This is a genomic window from Pararobbsia silviterrae (assembly GCF_003628125.1).
Lineage (GTDB): Bacteria > Pseudomonadota > Gammaproteobacteria > Burkholderiales > Burkholderiaceae > Pararobbsia > Pararobbsia silviterrae.
Map to the genome: position 1 here is coordinate 307,810 of NZ_RBZU01000006.1, position 14,316 is coordinate 322,125.

Annotated in this window: 16 protein-coding genes; 11 read left to right on the forward strand and 5 right to left on the reverse strand. The window is 62.5% G+C overall.

Features of this window, described 5'->3' with window-relative positions:
• Window positions 1-13: 13 nt before the first annotated feature.
• Window positions 14-1,000, forward strand: a complete 987-nt coding sequence (locus tag D7S86_RS15880; RefSeq protein WP_121087813.1) for a substrate-binding domain-containing protein — start codon at window positions 14-16, stop codon at window positions 998-1,000.
• 184 nt (window positions 1,001-1,184) lie between these two features.
• Here D7S86_RS15880 and D7S86_RS29160 read toward each other — a convergent pair whose 3' ends face one another.
• A complete protein-coding gene (locus D7S86_RS29160; protein ID WP_147432355.1) occupies window positions 1,185-1,670 on the reverse strand; it encodes a hypothetical protein in 486 nt (161 codons plus the stop codon).
• Between the two features lie 16 nt (window positions 1,671-1,686).
• On the opposite strand from D7S86_RS29160, the gene D7S86_RS15885 reads away from it, so the two are divergent.
• Window positions 1,687-2,478 (forward strand): MHYT domain-containing protein, encoded by a 792-nt coding sequence (locus tag D7S86_RS15885; RefSeq protein WP_158601983.1) that lies wholly within the window; start codon window positions 1,687-1,689, stop codon window positions 2,476-2,478.
• A gap of 141 nt (window positions 2,479-2,619) precedes the next feature.
• Here D7S86_RS15885 and D7S86_RS15890 read toward each other — a convergent pair whose 3' ends face one another.
• A complete protein-coding gene (locus D7S86_RS15890; protein WP_121087815.1) occupies window positions 2,620-2,937 on the reverse strand; it encodes a hypothetical protein in 318 nt (105 codons plus the stop codon).
• A 37-nt stretch (window positions 2,938-2,974) separates the two neighbouring features.
• Window positions 2,975-3,751 (reverse strand): SDR family NAD(P)-dependent oxidoreductase, encoded by a 777-nt coding sequence (locus D7S86_RS15895; protein ID WP_121087816.1) that lies wholly within the window; start codon window positions 3,749-3,751, stop codon window positions 2,975-2,977.
• A 236-nt stretch (window positions 3,752-3,987) separates the two neighbouring features.
• Here D7S86_RS15895 and gcvA point away from each other — a divergent pair, with 236 nt between their 5' ends.
• Together gcvA and D7S86_RS15905 are read left to right on the forward strand one after the other, a co-directional pair.
• On the forward strand, window positions 3,988-4,926 hold the full coding sequence (gene gcvA / locus D7S86_RS15900; protein ID WP_121087817.1) for a transcriptional regulator GcvA: 939 nt from the start codon (window positions 3,988-3,990) through the stop codon (window positions 4,924-4,926).
• A gap of 195 nt (window positions 4,927-5,121) precedes the next feature.
• Window positions 5,122-6,132 (forward strand): hypothetical protein, encoded by a 1,011-nt coding sequence (locus tag D7S86_RS15905; protein ID WP_121087818.1) that lies wholly within the window; start codon window positions 5,122-5,124, stop codon window positions 6,130-6,132.
• Window positions 6,133-6,271: 139 nt separating this feature from the next.
• Here D7S86_RS15905 and D7S86_RS15910 read toward each other — a convergent pair whose 3' ends face one another.
• On the reverse strand, window positions 6,272-6,712 hold the full coding sequence (locus tag D7S86_RS15910; RefSeq protein ID WP_121087819.1) for an ArsR/SmtB family transcription factor: 441 nt from the start codon (window positions 6,710-6,712) through the stop codon (window positions 6,272-6,274).
• Complete coding sequence (locus tag D7S86_RS15915) at window positions 6,709-7,425, reverse strand: peroxiredoxin (protein ID WP_121087877.1); 717 nt, start codon at window positions 7,423-7,425, stop codon at window positions 6,709-6,711. The genes D7S86_RS15910 and D7S86_RS15915 overlap by 4 nt, the downstream gene beginning before the upstream one ends.
• Before the next feature lie 174 nt (window positions 7,426-7,599).
• Here D7S86_RS15915 and D7S86_RS15920 point away from each other — a divergent pair, with 174 nt between their 5' ends.
• The 7 genes from D7S86_RS15920 (at window position 7,600) to D7S86_RS15950 (ending at window position 14,314) form a co-directional block, all read left to right on the forward strand.
• Complete coding sequence (locus tag D7S86_RS15920; RefSeq protein WP_121087820.1) at window positions 7,600-8,520, forward strand: dihydrodipicolinate synthase family protein; 921 nt, start codon at window positions 7,600-7,602, stop codon at window positions 8,518-8,520.
• A complete protein-coding gene (locus D7S86_RS15925) occupies window positions 8,513-8,947 on the forward strand; it encodes a GlcG/HbpS family heme-binding protein (RefSeq protein ID WP_121087821.1) in 435 nt (144 codons plus the stop codon). Before D7S86_RS15920 ends, D7S86_RS15925 begins: the two co-directional genes overlap by 8 nt.
• A gap of 140 nt (window positions 8,948-9,087) precedes the next feature.
• Complete coding sequence (locus D7S86_RS15930; RefSeq protein WP_420813250.1) at window positions 9,088-10,185, forward strand: LLM class flavin-dependent oxidoreductase; 1,098 nt, start codon at window positions 9,088-9,090, stop codon at window positions 10,183-10,185.
• On the forward strand, window positions 10,182-11,483 hold the full coding sequence (locus D7S86_RS15935; protein WP_121087823.1) for an LLM class flavin-dependent oxidoreductase: 1,302 nt from the start codon (window positions 10,182-10,184) through the stop codon (window positions 11,481-11,483). The genes D7S86_RS15930 and D7S86_RS15935 overlap by 4 nt, the downstream gene beginning before the upstream one ends.
• Window positions 11,484-11,492: 9 nt before the next feature.
• A complete protein-coding gene (locus tag D7S86_RS15940) occupies window positions 11,493-12,194 on the forward strand; it encodes an enoyl-CoA hydratase/isomerase family protein (protein ID WP_121087824.1) in 702 nt (233 codons plus the stop codon).
• Between the two features lie 38 nt (window positions 12,195-12,232).
• Entirely contained in the window at window positions 12,233-13,432 is a 1,200-nt protein-coding gene (locus D7S86_RS15945; protein WP_121087825.1) for an ABC transporter substrate-binding protein, read from the forward strand.
• Between the two features lie 6 nt (window positions 13,433-13,438).
• Entirely contained in the window at window positions 13,439-14,314 is an 876-nt protein-coding gene (locus tag D7S86_RS15950; protein ID WP_121087826.1) for an ABC transporter permease subunit, read from the forward strand.
• Window positions 14,315-14,316 lie beyond the last annotated feature (2 nt).

The following is a 14,316-nucleotide window of genomic DNA, read 5'->3' on the forward strand; positions in this document are numbered from 1 at the left end:
AGGAGACACTGCAATGACGATTTTTTCCGCTAAAAACGCAGTTCGCGCCATTGCCGCGTTGGCGATCGCCGGTCTTGCGACGGTATCGATCGGCGCGCGCGCGCAGGATACCGATGTGAAGGGCAAGACGTTCGCCTACATCACGCCCGGCCTCGATCTTCCGTTCTGGCGGCACATCGCGAAGGGCGTCGAGACGGGCATCACGAAGGCGGGCGGCAACGTGCTGACGCTCGACTCGCGCAACGACGCATCGGCGCAGCTCAAGAACGCGCAGGATGCGATTTCGAAGGGCGTCGCGGGCATCGTGCTGTCGCCGACCGATTCGTCGACGGCGCCGAGCGTGCTCGCGTTGGCCGAGCGCGCGCACGTGCCCGTCGTCATCGCGGACATTGGCACGAACGGCGGAAACTACGCGACGTTCGTGAGTTCCGACAATGAGAAGGGTGCGTATGAAACGGGCCAGAAGGTGGCCGAGATGCTCAAGGCCAAGGGCTGGACGTCGGGCGGATTCGGCATGATCACCGTGTCGCTCGCGCGCAAGAACGGTCAGCTTCGTACCGCGGGTTTCCGTAAGGCGATGAAGGAAGCGGGCGTGCCCGAGGTCGGTTTGAATCAGTTGCAACGGTATACGGGCGAAGAGGCGTTCAAATACACGCAGGACATGATCACGGCGCATCCGGATATGCGGGCGCTGTTCGTGCAGGTCGACGTCGCGTCGCTCGGCAGCGCGAAGGCGATTCAGGCCGCGCGCAAGAACGACGATCTGATGTTGGCCGCGTTCGACGGTGTCGAAGACTTCATTGCGATGCTGCGCGATGGCCGTCTTGCGGCATTCGGCATGCAACAGCCTAACCTGATGGGCGAGAAGGCCGCCGACGCGCTTGTCGAAGCGGCTCAGGGCAAGACGCCGCCGAAGAGCATCGTCGTGCCGGTGGTCGTGATCACGAAGGACAACCTCGACGCGAATATGGCCGCGGTCAAGCAGACGGTCGCGTTCTGAGGCCAGGCGGCGATACAGAGGTTGTAGCGCGCGTCGCGGGTGAAGCACGGTTGACGCTTCGCACGCGACGCGCGTCGACGCGATACCGCGGTATCGCGTCTTTCTGGTGGGTTTCCTCGGCCGCTCAATTCGCTGGCCGCTCAGTTCCTCGGTTTTCCGAGCCGCCTGGCTGATGCGTGCAGATTCACGTCGCCCATCGCGCCGATCGGCGGTACACAGCTTTAACCCGGATGCGCATGTTCACGGCGTCAAAGCCGGTTCGCTGGGTTGATCTATGTTCGAAATACTTCATAAACACGAGATCGCGCCGCGCGTGACGCTGCGAAACGCAGGATGGTATGCGCATGCATGCGATCGGTTTTTTGGCTTTGAAAAAGATCGCCTGATTTAGCAGTAACTGGGGCAAACACCGAACCCTTAGGATGTGTCCTCGAATCTCCAAGTCAAATATCATGGGACGCTCGATGCCGGACACGGCAGGCGCGATCAACAAAAATAAAACGAAGACCGGGGCGGGCGAGCGGATAAGGCCGTTGGGATCGACTGAATTCTTGATCGGCAGAGGCATCGATTGGATTGTCCGACCCGGACATCCGGATGGGTGCCCGGAGATCACGGACGCATCGAGCCGACGGGTTTCGCCCGTGTGATTCTGGATGGCTGCAGCCATGATGGGTACGCACACAATGACTGGCACCTACGATTTCACCCTTGTTGCGGCGTCATTTCTTCTCTCGGTCATCGCCTCGTTCACGGCCCTCAATCTTTCCGATCGTCTCGACATGATCGGGAATCGGCCGATTGCGCCGTGGATTGTGTTCGGGGGCGGCGTCATGGGACTCGGCATCTGGTCGATGCACTTTGTCGGCATGCTCGCGTTTCATTTGCCGTTTTCGGTGGGCTACAGCATCCCGATTACCGTCGGCTCCCTTTTTGTTGCGATCGTCGCTTCGGCAATCGGCTTTATCCCCTTGTGGAGCTACGAATTGCGATGGTCGCGTCTGATCGGCGGCGCCGTCGCGATGGGACTCGGTGTCGCGGGCATGCACTATCTCGGCATGCAGGCGATGGGCGTATGCCCGGCGATTCACTATTCGCCATGGCTTGTCGCGCTGTCGATCGTGATCGCGATTCTCGCGAGCGCGGGCGCGCTGATTCTCGCCTTTGGTCTGCGCGGACTGCGCGCACACCGGCGTGTTCGTCAGGTGGGCGCGGCGGTGGTGATGGGCGTCGCGGTCTGCGGCATGCACTATTGCGGCATGGCCGCAGCGAGTTTCGACCGCGGCAGTTATTCGCTGTCGACGGTCAGCACCTTGCCCGTCCCATGGCTCGCGAGTCTTGTCATCACGTTCAGCCTGGTGATCTTCGCCGTGTCCATCGCCATCGCCGTGCTCGACGCCAGAGCCAACGCGCGCTTGCGTGCAGTCTCCGATTCGTTTTTGGAAAAACGGATCGGCAAGCGCGCGTCGGCGCGTTAGCGCGCCCAGGCGGCCAGGCGGCGCGTCACGTCCGGGCTCGGCGTGACGTATTCATCTATACGGTCGCACGGCGCGTCGCGATCGACATCTCGGTCTTGCATCATCGCGTTCGCTTTCGTCGCGTTGAATATCGATGCGGGGTCATAGGCTGACCCCACATCGATGCGAGGTCGCGCCTTGAGCGGCGCGATAGATGCGTACCTCGGGTGCGCCGTTGAGCAGCGGCTTGAGCGCCACGACCACGTCCGCGTTGAAGAGCGCGCTCTCAAGATAGGCTTGCGCGTGTGCAACGGTGTCAAAGCCGTGTATCACTTGGACGTCTTCTTCGCGCACAAGCAAGTCTTTCGACTTCGCGCCCGTGATCGTGTCGAGGAACGGGGCCCGGTACTTTTCATACACGCCGGCGGCAGCGGGGCGATTCGAGTTCGAAACGTCGAGCGTGATTTGCAGATAGACCATCGATGTGCTCCTGGTGGGTAGGCGTTAGAGGTAGCGGTCAGGCGTGGCGGCCGGCCATGACGCCGCCATCCACAGGCAGCACGGTGCCGGTGATCCAGGAGGCGCGCGTCGAAGCGAGGAAGAGCATTGCCTCGGCGACGTCGGCCGGTTGGCCGTTGCGTCCAAGCGGATGGAACGCATTGAACGCAGGCAAGGTTGCCTTCACCTGATCCGACGTCATGAACGTGTTGTAGACCGGTGTTTCGACCACGGCCGGCGCAACCGTATTGATTCGGATATTCAAGGGCGCCAGTTCGATCGCGAGGTTGCGCGTCAACGCGTGTACTCCGGCATTCGCAGCCGAATAGGCGGCCGACGGCGTGGCTCCGATCGCTTGCAATGCCCACAGCGACCCCGTCTGCACGATCGCACCGCCGCCGCGTTGCTGCATCGCCTTGGCCGCCGCTTGAGCCATGAAGAACTTGCCCTTCAGGATCGTGTCGAGAAACCAGTCGTATTCGGTCTCGTCGATGTCGAGGAAAGGCTTCGGGCGAAACACGCCGGCGTTGTTGATGAGAATGTCCACGCCGCCGAAGTCTCGATGCGCGAGCTCGACGAGCTCTTTTGCGGTCGAGGGATGGGCGATATCGCCCGCATGCCAGCGCACGTTCGCGCCGGACGGATCGATTTCGGCCGCCGCTTGCTTGAGCTTGGCTTCGTCTCGGCCGCCGATGACGACCTGGGCACCCGCTTTGACCAGACGGATCGCGACTTCCTTTCCGATGCCGGAGCCGCCACCGGTAACGATCGCAACTTGAGAAGAAAAACTATGCATGATCGAGTTTCCCCATGAATTCGACGCCTTTCCGCGATGCAGAAATATTCGTCTTTGATGTGCTCATTCTTCTCGCGATGGGGTGACGTCGCAAACGAGAAAATGTATGCTTTATTGAAAGAAAATCTTTACTGAAAAATCGCTGCGTTCGTGCCGGAATCCACCGTTGCGCCATCGAGGCATGCGCCTCTCGTGCAGCGCGACCGCTTCGTGCGAACGCACTTGGGCTCTTCCATATGAAAACACCGGGCTTTCTCAACGCATTGCGTGCGTTCGAAGCGAGTGCGCGCCATCAGAGCTTCTCGGCCGCGGCGCACGAACTTCACGTCACACCGGCGGCGGTCGGTCAATTGGTGCGGTCGCTGGAGGACTGGCTCGGCGTTCCGCTCTTCAATCGTGGTGCGAGCGGCAAGGCGCGATTGGTGATGACCGACATCGCCGAACGCGCGCTGCCGGACATTCGAGCCGGCTTCGATCGACTGAGCCTCGGACTGAATCGGCTGCAGGAGGGCGCGAAAGGCGGGGTGCTGACGGTGACGGTGAGTCCCGCATTCGCGGCCAAGTGGTTATTGCCGCGCATCGAGAACTTCTATAACGCGTGTCCCGACACGGACGTTCGATTGGATACGAGTCTGAAGCTGATGGATTTCGTGGCGCAGGGTATCGACATCGGCGTGCGCTATGGCCGCGGGACATGGCCGGGCCTCGAGGCCGAGAAATTGATGGATGAGGAAATCTATCCCGTGTGCTCGCCGGACTGGCTCAAGAAGAACAAGAGCGTCAAGGCGCCGCGCGATCTGGCGGGCAAATCGCTGATCCACGATCTCTCGGTCGACACGCATATCGGCTTTGTGTCGTGGAATGCCTGGTTGCAGGCGGCCGGCGCCGCTGAAGTCGATACGCGGCGCGGTACCCAGGTCAACAACTCGGCGGCGGTGCTACAGGCCGCAGTCGACGGTCATGGCGTGGCGTTGGCGCGAAGCGTCATGGCCGGCGATGACGTGGCGTCGGGCCGGCTCGTTCGGCTGTTCCCCAAGATCGATTTCGCGTCGGAGCTTGCGTACTACATCGTGTACCGATCCGAATGCGCCTCACTGCCGAGGTTGAAGGCGTTTCGCACGTGGCTCATGCAAGAGGCATCGATCGCGTGCCAAGGCGCGGCCAAAGCGCGATAAGTCCGAGGCGAGACGCAAGACGGGCCTGATCGCGTGCGGCCGATGTGCGTTATATCGCTCGCACGGCATCCCGATCAGACGAGGGCGCGCGAGGGCGCGCGACCGAAACCGACCTCAAGCGCGTTAAACTTTTCGCTGACAAGCCCTGCGTCGCGGGAGCGATACCGGCCGATGTGCAGGCCGAAGTGCTGGCCAATGAGCAGCGCCGTCGCGGAAGCGCGGGTGACACATATCACGGAGACCTATCAGTTCATGGAAGTCGACAAAGACCACCGTATCGAGAGGCGCGCGGATCGCTCGCTTTTATCGGCCGATTTCGAAGGATGGCCCGCGTATCGACTGCGCGAAGGCGATCTTGAGTTAGCGATCGTGCCTTCCGTCGGCGGGCGCTTGATGAACATCGAATTCCGTGGAACGAGCATCAGCTTCGTGAATGCGAACTTGAAAGGACGCGTGGCGCGTTTTGACCCGGTCGAGTGGGCCGGTCTGTGTGATGCGAAATGGCCTTTTCCGCTGTGGGGCGGATCAAAGACATGGATTGCGCCGGAGTCCGAGTGGCCGGGCGGCGCACCGCATCGCGATCTGGATAGCGGCGCGTACCGGGTCGTCAGGACATGGTGCGATGTGGCTTCGATGGGCATCGAGTTGGAGAGTCCGGTTTGCTCGGATAGTGAGTTGCAGATCTCACGATGTATCGAGGTGAAGGCCGGATCGACGACGTGGCGAACCTTGCACCGCATAACGAATCGCGGACCACGCGTGCGCGCATGCGGCGTCTGGGATGTTTCCATGTTTCGACGTCCTGCCACCGTTGAGATCGAGGTGGATGCCGGCTTCTCCTCGACTCACGATGTGATCCTGCCTGTCGAGGGGCACGGCCATTTTGCCGACATCCACGATACCGGCATCGTCTCGTTGCGAGACCGCACGGCAAGCGTCGCGTGTGAGCGTCCGGACACGTTCAAGGTAGGCGTCGCGCACGCAAGCGGAACTATTCAAATCGCCTTTGCAGGACGAGACGGCGAAGTGCATCAGTATCGACGCATCGCAAATGTCGAACGGGACGCACGGTATGCGCACGGCGCCGCGGTCGAGATCTTTAATTCTCAAGATTTGCCGTACTTCGAAGTCGAGTCGCATTCGCCGTTGATCGATCTGCAGCCGGGCCAGCATATCGAGTTCGAGATCGTCGAGCGTTTCGAATGACGGGCCGAGCGTGACGACGATCGGCTTCACGTGTCGACCCTAAAGGACGACGTCGGTCATCGATGACCGACGCTCACTTCGCCTCACGGTTGTCTTGATCGTCTCGCCCGCTGTCTTCGCCGGACGGACGAAATGTGCTTCAGTCCGAGTCCGTGCGATTCAGCAAGTGGGCAAATACCGCGGCATCGTCGAGTTCCGCCGACATGGCGCGCGTTTCGCCCAGGCTCGCGCTGCGCGCGGGTTCACGCGACGCGGTGGGAGCGCGCGGCGTCTTGCTCGCGCCCGTGGTCTGCATCGATGCGCGAATCGCGTCGATCAGATCGCACGAAGCGCCCGGCACGAGTTCATAGACCACCGACTTCGCGCGACGCTTCGCCGTCAGCACGTTCGCATCGCGCAGCACGCCGAGGTGCTGCGACAGATTGGGCTGACGGAGTCCCAACTCGCTTTCGATTTCCGATACGGCAAGCGGACCCTTGAGCAAATGCAGCGCGATCGCAAGGCGGCTCGGATGACTGATGATGCGCAAGCAGTTCGCGACGGCCACCAGTTCGGGACGTTCGGGTTCGGCTCGGCTCATCGGCGCGGCTCCCGACGCGGAGTCGAAGCACGCGTCTTGCGGCCTTTCGCGGCCGGCGGCTCGCTGGTGCGCGTCTGGTAGTACCAGTCCGCCACATTCTTCTCGGACAGCCGCGTGGCGACATCGTCGACGGTCTTCGGCGGCGGTACGACGCAGGGCAGGCCGGGTTGCCAGTCGGCCGGCGCGTACAGGTTTTCCTGCCAGGTCATACGCACCGCCTGAAACAGCCTGAAGGCTTCTTCGACCGAGCGTCCTGTCGAGATCGGGTACCAACTGATGGCCTTGATGATGCCGTCCGGATCGATCAGAAACATGCCGCGCACGGTGCTCGAAGAAATCGCCTTGGGCGGCAGCATGCCGTAAGCCTTGGCGACGGCCATCGACGGGTCTTCGATGATGGGAAACGGAATGTCGATGTCGAAGTTTTGTTGAATGCTGCGCAGCCAGGCGAGATGCGAATACAAGCCGTCGATCGACAGCGCGAGCAGCTCGCAATCGAGCTCGCGAAACTGCGGCGCGAAACGCGCGAATGCGACGAGCTCGCTGGTACACACCGGCGTGAAGTCGGCCGGATGCGAAAAGAACAGCAACCATTTGCCGCGATACGACGCCGAGGAAATCGTGCCCATTGTCGAACGGGCTTCGAAGTCGGGCGCCCGTTCATACAGAAACGGGGGGCGCGGGACCTGCAGAAATTCTTCGTTTCTGTCCATGCGAATGATCTGTCGAGGCGTCATGCGACGCTAGTTAGTGAATAAGGAAAGTGTTTTTCGTTTGTTGACTTGCGAAATATCGAAATCAATACTTCGTCGCGTCTTCCGCACGATCGCTTGTCTCCGAGAAGCCGTCGCCAATCTACTCATAGTTATGATTCATTGCAAGTGAATATGGCTCGCACATCGCCAGCTCCCGAACTCGTCGTTCCTCCGTTGACCCCGTTCGATGCCGATCTCCGTGTAGATCGCGCGGCGCTGACCGCGCATATCGACTATGTCGTCGAACACTGCGGCGCCACGATGCTCGTCGCCGCGGGCGTGGAGACGCAGGAATATCACTATCTCGCGTTCGAGGAGCGCAAGGCGCTGATCCGCCATACGGTCGAGGCGCTCAGCGGGCGTCTGCCGTTTGTCGTCGGCGTCTCGCATCCGTCGTTTCGCACGGCTGTCGAACTTGCGCAGCTTGCCGAGTCGCTCGGCGCCGCCGCCATCCAGTTGCTGGTGCCGTTGCGCCCGTTCGGCGGCGCGCCCAGCACGGCCGAGCTCGTGCGCTATATCGAGCTGATCGCGAAGGAAACCCGCTTGCCGATCATGTTGTACCTGAATGCGGGACCGGGCGCCGATCTGTCGCCCGATGCGACGGTCGAGCTGGCCAAGCTCGAACCGGTGCGGTACTTGAAGGAAAGTTCGCGCGACCTGTCTCGCGTCGGACGTCTGATCGAGCAGATCGACAAGTCCGGCCATGCGCAGTATTTGACCACGGCGCAAATGCTGTTGATTTCTCTGCAGTTGGGCGGCAGCGGCGCGACGATGCCGGCGCCGGTGGCGGAACTGGGCGGCAAGATCATTCGCGCTTACTCCACGGGCGACGTGCGCGAGGCGGCGCGTCTTCAGAGTCAGTTGTCGCTCTTCCCGGCGCGCTGGATGCATCGCGGCCTGGGCCCCACGATGAAAGCCGCGCTTGCCGCGCTCGGCCGCGGCATCGGCGATCCGTATCCGCCGTTTGGCACCGTCACCGCCGATGAAGTCGCGCAGCTTGCGGCCCATCTGAAAACCACCGACCTCACCCATGTGGGTTCCGAACATGCTTGATATCAAACGACTCTCTATTTCCGAAGCGGCCATTCTTCTCGAAGGATCGCGCCTCAAATCCGAAGAACTGCACATTCCGATGTGCACGGCCGTGACCGATGAATCGGGCCATTTGATCTCGTTCGAACGCCAGGACGGCGGCAAGATCAGCAGCATCAGCATCGCCATCGACAAGGCATTCACGGGCGCCACGGCGCGCAAGGGAACGCATGTCTACAACCAGCTTTGCCAGCCCGGCAAAGGGACGTTCGGCATTCACGTCACGAACGGCGGTCACTTCAGCATCATCGGCGGCGGTCTGCCCGTCACGGTGGACGGCGTCATTGTCGGCGGCATCGGCGTGAGTTCGGGGACAGCCGACGAAGACCTCGTGGTGGCTCAGGCCGCAGTCGACTACTTTCGCGCGAAGACCGGTTTCAAGGAGTGAGCCAGGCGGCTCACGCATGATTTCTTTTGTTTCAAGGTAATGCGGCTATGTCGACCGTTTCCATCGAGCCGCCTGCGCAGCGTCGTGGCCCTCTCGAGTTTCCCGAAAGTCCGCTCGCACAGGCTGCACGTCAGCCTTTGATGCTGGGACTTTTTCTGCCCACGCAGACCGGCGGCTTTTCCCAGTCGACCTATCCGCGCACCACGGACTGGTCATTCGAGTACAACAAGCGCTTGTCGCTGCGCGCCGAAGCGCATGGCTTCGAATTCGTGTTCGGACTGCAGCAATGGATTCCGAAAGGCGGCTTCGGCGGCCCGTCGCGCTATCGCGAGAATTTTCTCGATCCGTTCATGTCGACGGTCGCGCTGAGTGCGCTGACGACGCGGCTCATCACGATTTCGACGGTGCATATCCTGTACGGCGATCTTCATCCGCTCTATCTCGCGCGTTTCGCGGCAACCGCGGACCACATCGCCGGCGGCAAGTTCGGCCTGAATATGGTCACGGGGTACGACGCCGCCGAGCCGCGCATGTTCGGCATGCAGCGTGTCGCGCACGACGAGCGATACGATCGCGCCGACGAGTTCGTCGACATCATGGAGGCCCTCTGGGAAGGCAGTGAAAACATCACGCGCGAAGGCCGTTTCTACCGGCTCGAAGGCGCGTATGTCTCACCGCGGCCCAAATACGGGCGACCCATCATGGTGTCGGCGAGCGCGTCGCAGGCGGGCTTCGAATACGCTTCGCGTCATTCCGATATCGTGTTCACGTCGAGCCCGGGCGGGGCGATCTTCGAACGTGCGATCGAAGTCCTGCCCGAGCATGTGGCGAAGATCCGTGCGCCCTACGCCGGGACCGGGCGCTCGCCGAAGGTCATCATTTTTCCGTTGATCATCTGCAAGGAGACGCGCGCGGAGGCGTTTGCCTATCGCGACGCGATCGTCGCGCAAGCGGATCTCGAATCGATCCGTGCTTACACGGCGCGCCATAGCGGCGGCGATGCGCAGGGCTGGCAGCAGCACGTGCCCGCGGATCGCGTACTGGGCGGCCATGTGCAGATCGTCGGCGATCCGAACGATGTGGCGGACGGCCTGCAACGCCTTCACGAAGCGGGGTTCGACGGTGTGCAGATCGGCTTCTACGACTACGCGCCCGATCTGGAATTTTTTGCCGCACGCGTGCTCCCGCTGCTTGAGGCGCGCGGTTTGCGCGTGCCCGTCGATCTCTCCGCAACATGAGCCGTACGACGCCGGCGGATCTGATTCTCAACGCGGTGGTGCTGGGTGTGGGCATGCATCCGGCTGCCTGGCGCTTGCGCAGCGATGAGGCGTTCTCGTCGCTGGGTTTGCCGTTCTATCGAAGACTCGCACGCGAGGCCGAGGCGGCGAGCCTGCATGCGTTGTTTCTCGCGGATACGCTCGCGGTCGGCGAAGAAAATTTCGAACGTCCGAATCTCGGCGCCATGGACCCGCTGCTCGCGTTGGCCGCGATCGCGGGCGAGACCTCGCATCTCGGTCTGGTTGCCACCGCGTCGACGACCTATAACGAACCGTTTTCGCTGGCGCGGCGCGTCTCGACGCTCGATCAACTGAGCGCGGGCCGTGCGGGATGGAACGTGGTGACGACCTTTGTGCCGGACGTCGCGGCGAATTTCGGCGATGCGCCCTTGCCGCCCGCGGAGCAGCGGTACCAGCGTGCAGAGGAGTTCGTCGACGTGGTCCGTGCGCTATGGCAAAGCTGGTCGGCGCAGGCCCTGATCGGCGACAAGGCGCAGGGTATTTACGTCGACAAGGCGCAAGTGCGGGCCATCGATCATCACGGCCCGCATTTTCGGGTGCGTGGGCCGTCGACGCTTCCGCCGTCCGCGCAAGGCTCGCCGGTGCTGTTCCAGTCCGGGGCCTCGGATGCCGGACGCAATCTCGCCGCGCGCACGGCCGATGTGGTGTTCACCGCGCAAAACACTCAGGATGGCGCGCGCGCATTTCGCTCCGATGTGCGAGCGCGGGCACGCGAATTTGGCCGCGATCCCGACCGGATCAAGATCGTCCCCGGCTTATTGCCGATCATCGGCGGTACCGAGCATGAAGCACGCGCGCGCAAGGACACGCTCGATGCGCTGGGCGGGCAGGCCGAACTGAAAAAACTGGCCCTGCGTGTGGGCGTACCGGTGGACGCGCTCGAACTGGATAAACCGCTGCCGGTCGAGCGCATTCTCGCCAACGACGCGTTCAAGGGTTCCGAAGGATTTCGAAATGCGGCGCTCGAACTCGGCGTGCGCGAAAAACTGACCGTACGCGAAATCCTCTATCGCAACGGCGGGGGGCATCTGCAGGTCGTCGGCACGCCCGAACAGGTCGCCGACACGATCGAACACTGGCATGCGCAAGGCGCGTGCGACGGCTTCAATCTGATGCTTGACGTGCTGCCCGAGGGGCTGTCCGCCTTCGGCAGCGAAGTCGTTCCCTTACTTCAGCGTCGCGGCTTGTTTCGCCGTGAACCGCGCGGCGCGACGCTGCGCTCCAATCTGGGTCTCTAAGGTCAATTCATGCTGCTCTATAAAAAAACCGACGATCTCGCGCGGATCACGTTCGATAGTCCCGCGACGTCGAATGCGATTACGTTCCGGATCATGAACGACTATATCGAGGCGTTGCGTGCCGCACAGGAAAGCCGCGCGCGCTTCCTGATCATCGATGCGAACGGCTCGGACTTTACGCTTGGCCGAGACCAGAAGGAAAAGGTCAGCGGCGTGACGCGCGAGCAGAATCTGACCTTGATTCTGCAGGCGAACGCCGCGCTGCGCGCATTCGACGGCGTCAGTATCGCGCTCGTTCACGGTCGCGCACTGGGCTTCGGTTCCGGTATCGCATTGCACAGCACGATCTCGATCGGTTCGGACGATGCCGTACTCGGTTTCGACGAGATCCACCATGGACTCGCGCCGCTGGTGGTGGCGGCCTACGCGCCTTATTTCATCGCACCTCGCATCGCGCAGGACCTGGTGATCACGGGGCGCCCCGTGCCGGCAGCGGAGGCGCGCGAAATCGGCCTCTTGAGCCGCGTCGTGCCGCGCGCCGACCTTGAGAAGGCCGGCCTCGAAACCATTGCGCACCTCAGCGGGCATCATCCGGGCGCATTGCGCCTGTTGCGCCGCTATCACGAGAGCCAGGCGACCTATCCGGGCGACGCGGTATTGGCCGATGCCGTGCAGCAACTTGCGAGCTGGATCGAACAAGGCAAGCCCTGATCCCGCGTTTCCCACCCATCCACGCAGAACCCACGATCATGCAGCTCAAACACGTCATTGCCGCCGCGCTGGCAAGCCTCGCAACGCTGGGCGCGGCCGGAACGGCCCTGGCCGCCGACATCGCGCCATACAAGCTCGGTTATCTCGTCGATGCATCAGGCCCTCAGGCCACGACGATCAAGCCGACCTATGACGCGTTCCAGCTCTATGTCGATCAATTGAACCGGGCCGGGGGCATCAATGGCCGTCAGGTCCAGATCATCACGCGCGATACGCAGAGCGATACGCAGCGTTCGCTGACCGCGCTCGAGGAACTCAAGGACGAGGGCGTTTCGGGCGTGCTCGGGCTCGGTGCGAGCAACACGCATGCGGCGGTATTCGCGTCCGCGCAAAAACTCGGCTTGCCGGTGCTCGCGGCCAACCCGATTAACATCCCGCTCGTCCTGCCGCCGGTCAAGCCATTCGCGTTCGGGCTCGGCCAGGAGCTGAGTCTCGCGGGTATCGTGGGCGGCCATTTCGCGCATCAATTGCGTCCGCAAGGCAAGAGCATCGCTTGCGTGGCGTTCGAGGTGCCGGGATCGATCCTCAGTTGCAACAAGATCCTGGCTCAGGCTAAATCCGAGGGCTATCAGCAAACCCAATTGTTGACGGTGCCGATCGCGCAACGCGATTTCCGCGCTGTCGCGGACAAACTGGTTGCGCTCAATCCCGATGTCGTGACGGACTGCATCGGCCGCGAGCACCTTGCTGCCTTGTTGCCGGTGCTCGCACGCTCGCCTTATCACGGTGTCTTTCTGTCGATGGACACGGGCATCGGCGACAACACGGTGCTCAATGCATTGCCCGCCGGTTCGAAGCTCGAGGTCTATAGCTTTACGCGGTTTGTCACGGCGGGCGACGGCACCGGGCCGCAGCTCGATGCATTGCGTGCCGCGCTACGAAGCGCGCATCTCGGCGATGACGATGCAAGTCATGCGGGCGGATGGGCGCTCGGGCTCGTCGTGACCGCGGCGCTGCAACAGTGTGCCGCGGCCTGCGCGCCCGACGCGCTGCGCGCTGCGCTCGAAAAAGTCGATATCGACAGCGGCGGCCTGACGGGCACGCGTCTGACCTTGTCCGCGACCGATCACTACGGACCTTCGGCCTATCGGCTCTATCGCGTCGATGCCGACAAGCACAAGCTCGTGCCGACCGGCGACTGGCAGCGCATCGCAAGCGACGGACAACTGAGTCATTGACGCACCATGAACCCCGTCTCCTTTCTGATCGATCTGTTGAGCAGCGCGGTGACTTATGCGCTGCTTGCGCTGGCGGTCGTGCTCGCGTATCGCACGAGCCGCGTGCTGATGTTTTGCGTCGGCGAGATCGGCATGACCTGTGCCTACGTGCTGCACGATGTCTGGGGCTGGGCCGGAGGCGGGGGTGCCGGATTCGCGGCAGGGCTGCTTGCCGCGTTTGCCGTCGCGGCCGTGATCGGCTGGATTCTGTATCTGCTGTTGAGACAGTTGTCGGCCAACGGTGACCACTTCGTCGGAACAGTCGTGACGATCGCCGTGTCGATTTTCCTGGAAGGCGTGATGTCGGCGGTCTGGGCCGGTGAAACGATTCAAATGCCGTTTCGGCGCGACACGTTCGTGCTTGCCGGTGCGCAGATTTCGCCCGTGAGTCTTGCGATCGTCGTGATCGGCGGCGTGCTGATCGGGGGATTGCTGCTCGTGTTTTACCGTTCCCGCGCCGGGATCGAATTGCAGGCGGTTGCCGGAAACTGGCGGCTCGCCGTGCTCAGCGGCATTCCCGCTGCGCGCTGGCTGTCGTTTGTCTGGATCGTGGCCGCCATGCTGTGCGCGGTGGCGGGCCTGTTTTCCGGTGCGATTTCGGCGGTCTCGATCGGCGGCGCCGAGATCGGCTTCTCGGGCATCGTGGCGGCGATCATGGGCGGCTTGACGAGCCCCGTGGGTGCGCTCGCCGGGGCGCTGCTGCTGGCGGCCGGCGAGAATCTGACGAGCCTGTTCTTCGACGCGCGCTACAGCGTCGTGGTCCCCGTGCTCTTTCTGGTGCTGCTGCTCGCGCTGCGGCCTGCCGGCCTGAGCGGACGTGTCGAGCGCATTTCGAGGACCTGAGC

What these genes read in the sequence shown, in the direction of transcription:
- D7S86_RS15880 (WP_121087813.1), top strand. Translation starts at nt 14, where the DNA reads ATGACGATTTTTTCCGCTAAAAACGCAGTTCGCGCCATTGCCGCGTTG.
- D7S86_RS29160 (WP_147432355.1), bottom strand. Translation starts at nt 1,670, where the DNA reads ATGGCTGCAGCCATCCAGAATCACACGGGCGAAACCCGTCGGCTCGAT.
- D7S86_RS15885 (WP_158601983.1), top strand. Translation starts at nt 1,687, where the DNA reads ATGACTGGCACCTACGATTTCACCCTTGTTGCGGCGTCATTTCTTCTC.
- D7S86_RS15890 (WP_121087815.1), bottom strand. Translation starts at nt 2,937, where the DNA reads ATGGTCTATCTGCAAATCACGCTCGACGTTTCGAACTCGAATCGCCCC.
- D7S86_RS15895 (WP_121087816.1), bottom strand. Translation starts at nt 3,751, where the DNA reads ATGCATAGTTTTTCTTCTCAAGTTGCGATCGTTACCGGTGGCGGCTCC.
- gcvA (WP_121087817.1), top strand. Translation starts at nt 3,988, where the DNA reads ATGAAAACACCGGGCTTTCTCAACGCATTGCGTGCGTTCGAAGCGAGT.
- D7S86_RS15905 (WP_121087818.1), top strand. Translation starts at nt 5,122, where the DNA reads ATGAGCAGCGCCGTCGCGGAAGCGCGGGTGACACATATCACGGAGACC.
- D7S86_RS15910 (WP_121087819.1), bottom strand. Translation starts at nt 6,712, where the DNA reads ATGAGCCGAGCCGAACCCGAACGTCCCGAACTGGTGGCCGTCGCGAAC.
- D7S86_RS15915 (WP_121087877.1), bottom strand. Translation starts at nt 7,425, where the DNA reads ATGGACAGAAACGAAGAATTTCTGCAGGTCCCGCGCCCCCCGTTTCTG.
- D7S86_RS15920 (WP_121087820.1), top strand. Translation starts at nt 7,600, where the DNA reads ATGGCTCGCACATCGCCAGCTCCCGAACTCGTCGTTCCTCCGTTGACC.
- D7S86_RS15925 (WP_121087821.1), top strand. Translation starts at nt 8,513, where the DNA reads ATGCTTGATATCAAACGACTCTCTATTTCCGAAGCGGCCATTCTTCTC.
- D7S86_RS15930 (WP_420813250.1), top strand. Translation starts at nt 9,088, where the DNA reads ATGCTGGGACTTTTTCTGCCCACGCAGACCGGCGGCTTTTCCCAGTCG.
- D7S86_RS15935 (WP_121087823.1), top strand. Translation starts at nt 10,182, where the DNA reads ATGAGCCGTACGACGCCGGCGGATCTGATTCTCAACGCGGTGGTGCTG.
- D7S86_RS15940 (WP_121087824.1), top strand. Translation starts at nt 11,493, where the DNA reads ATGCTGCTCTATAAAAAAACCGACGATCTCGCGCGGATCACGTTCGAT.
- D7S86_RS15945 (WP_121087825.1), top strand. Translation starts at nt 12,233, where the DNA reads ATGCAGCTCAAACACGTCATTGCCGCCGCGCTGGCAAGCCTCGCAACG.
- D7S86_RS15950 (WP_121087826.1), top strand. Translation starts at nt 13,439, where the DNA reads ATGAACCCCGTCTCCTTTCTGATCGATCTGTTGAGCAGCGCGGTGACT.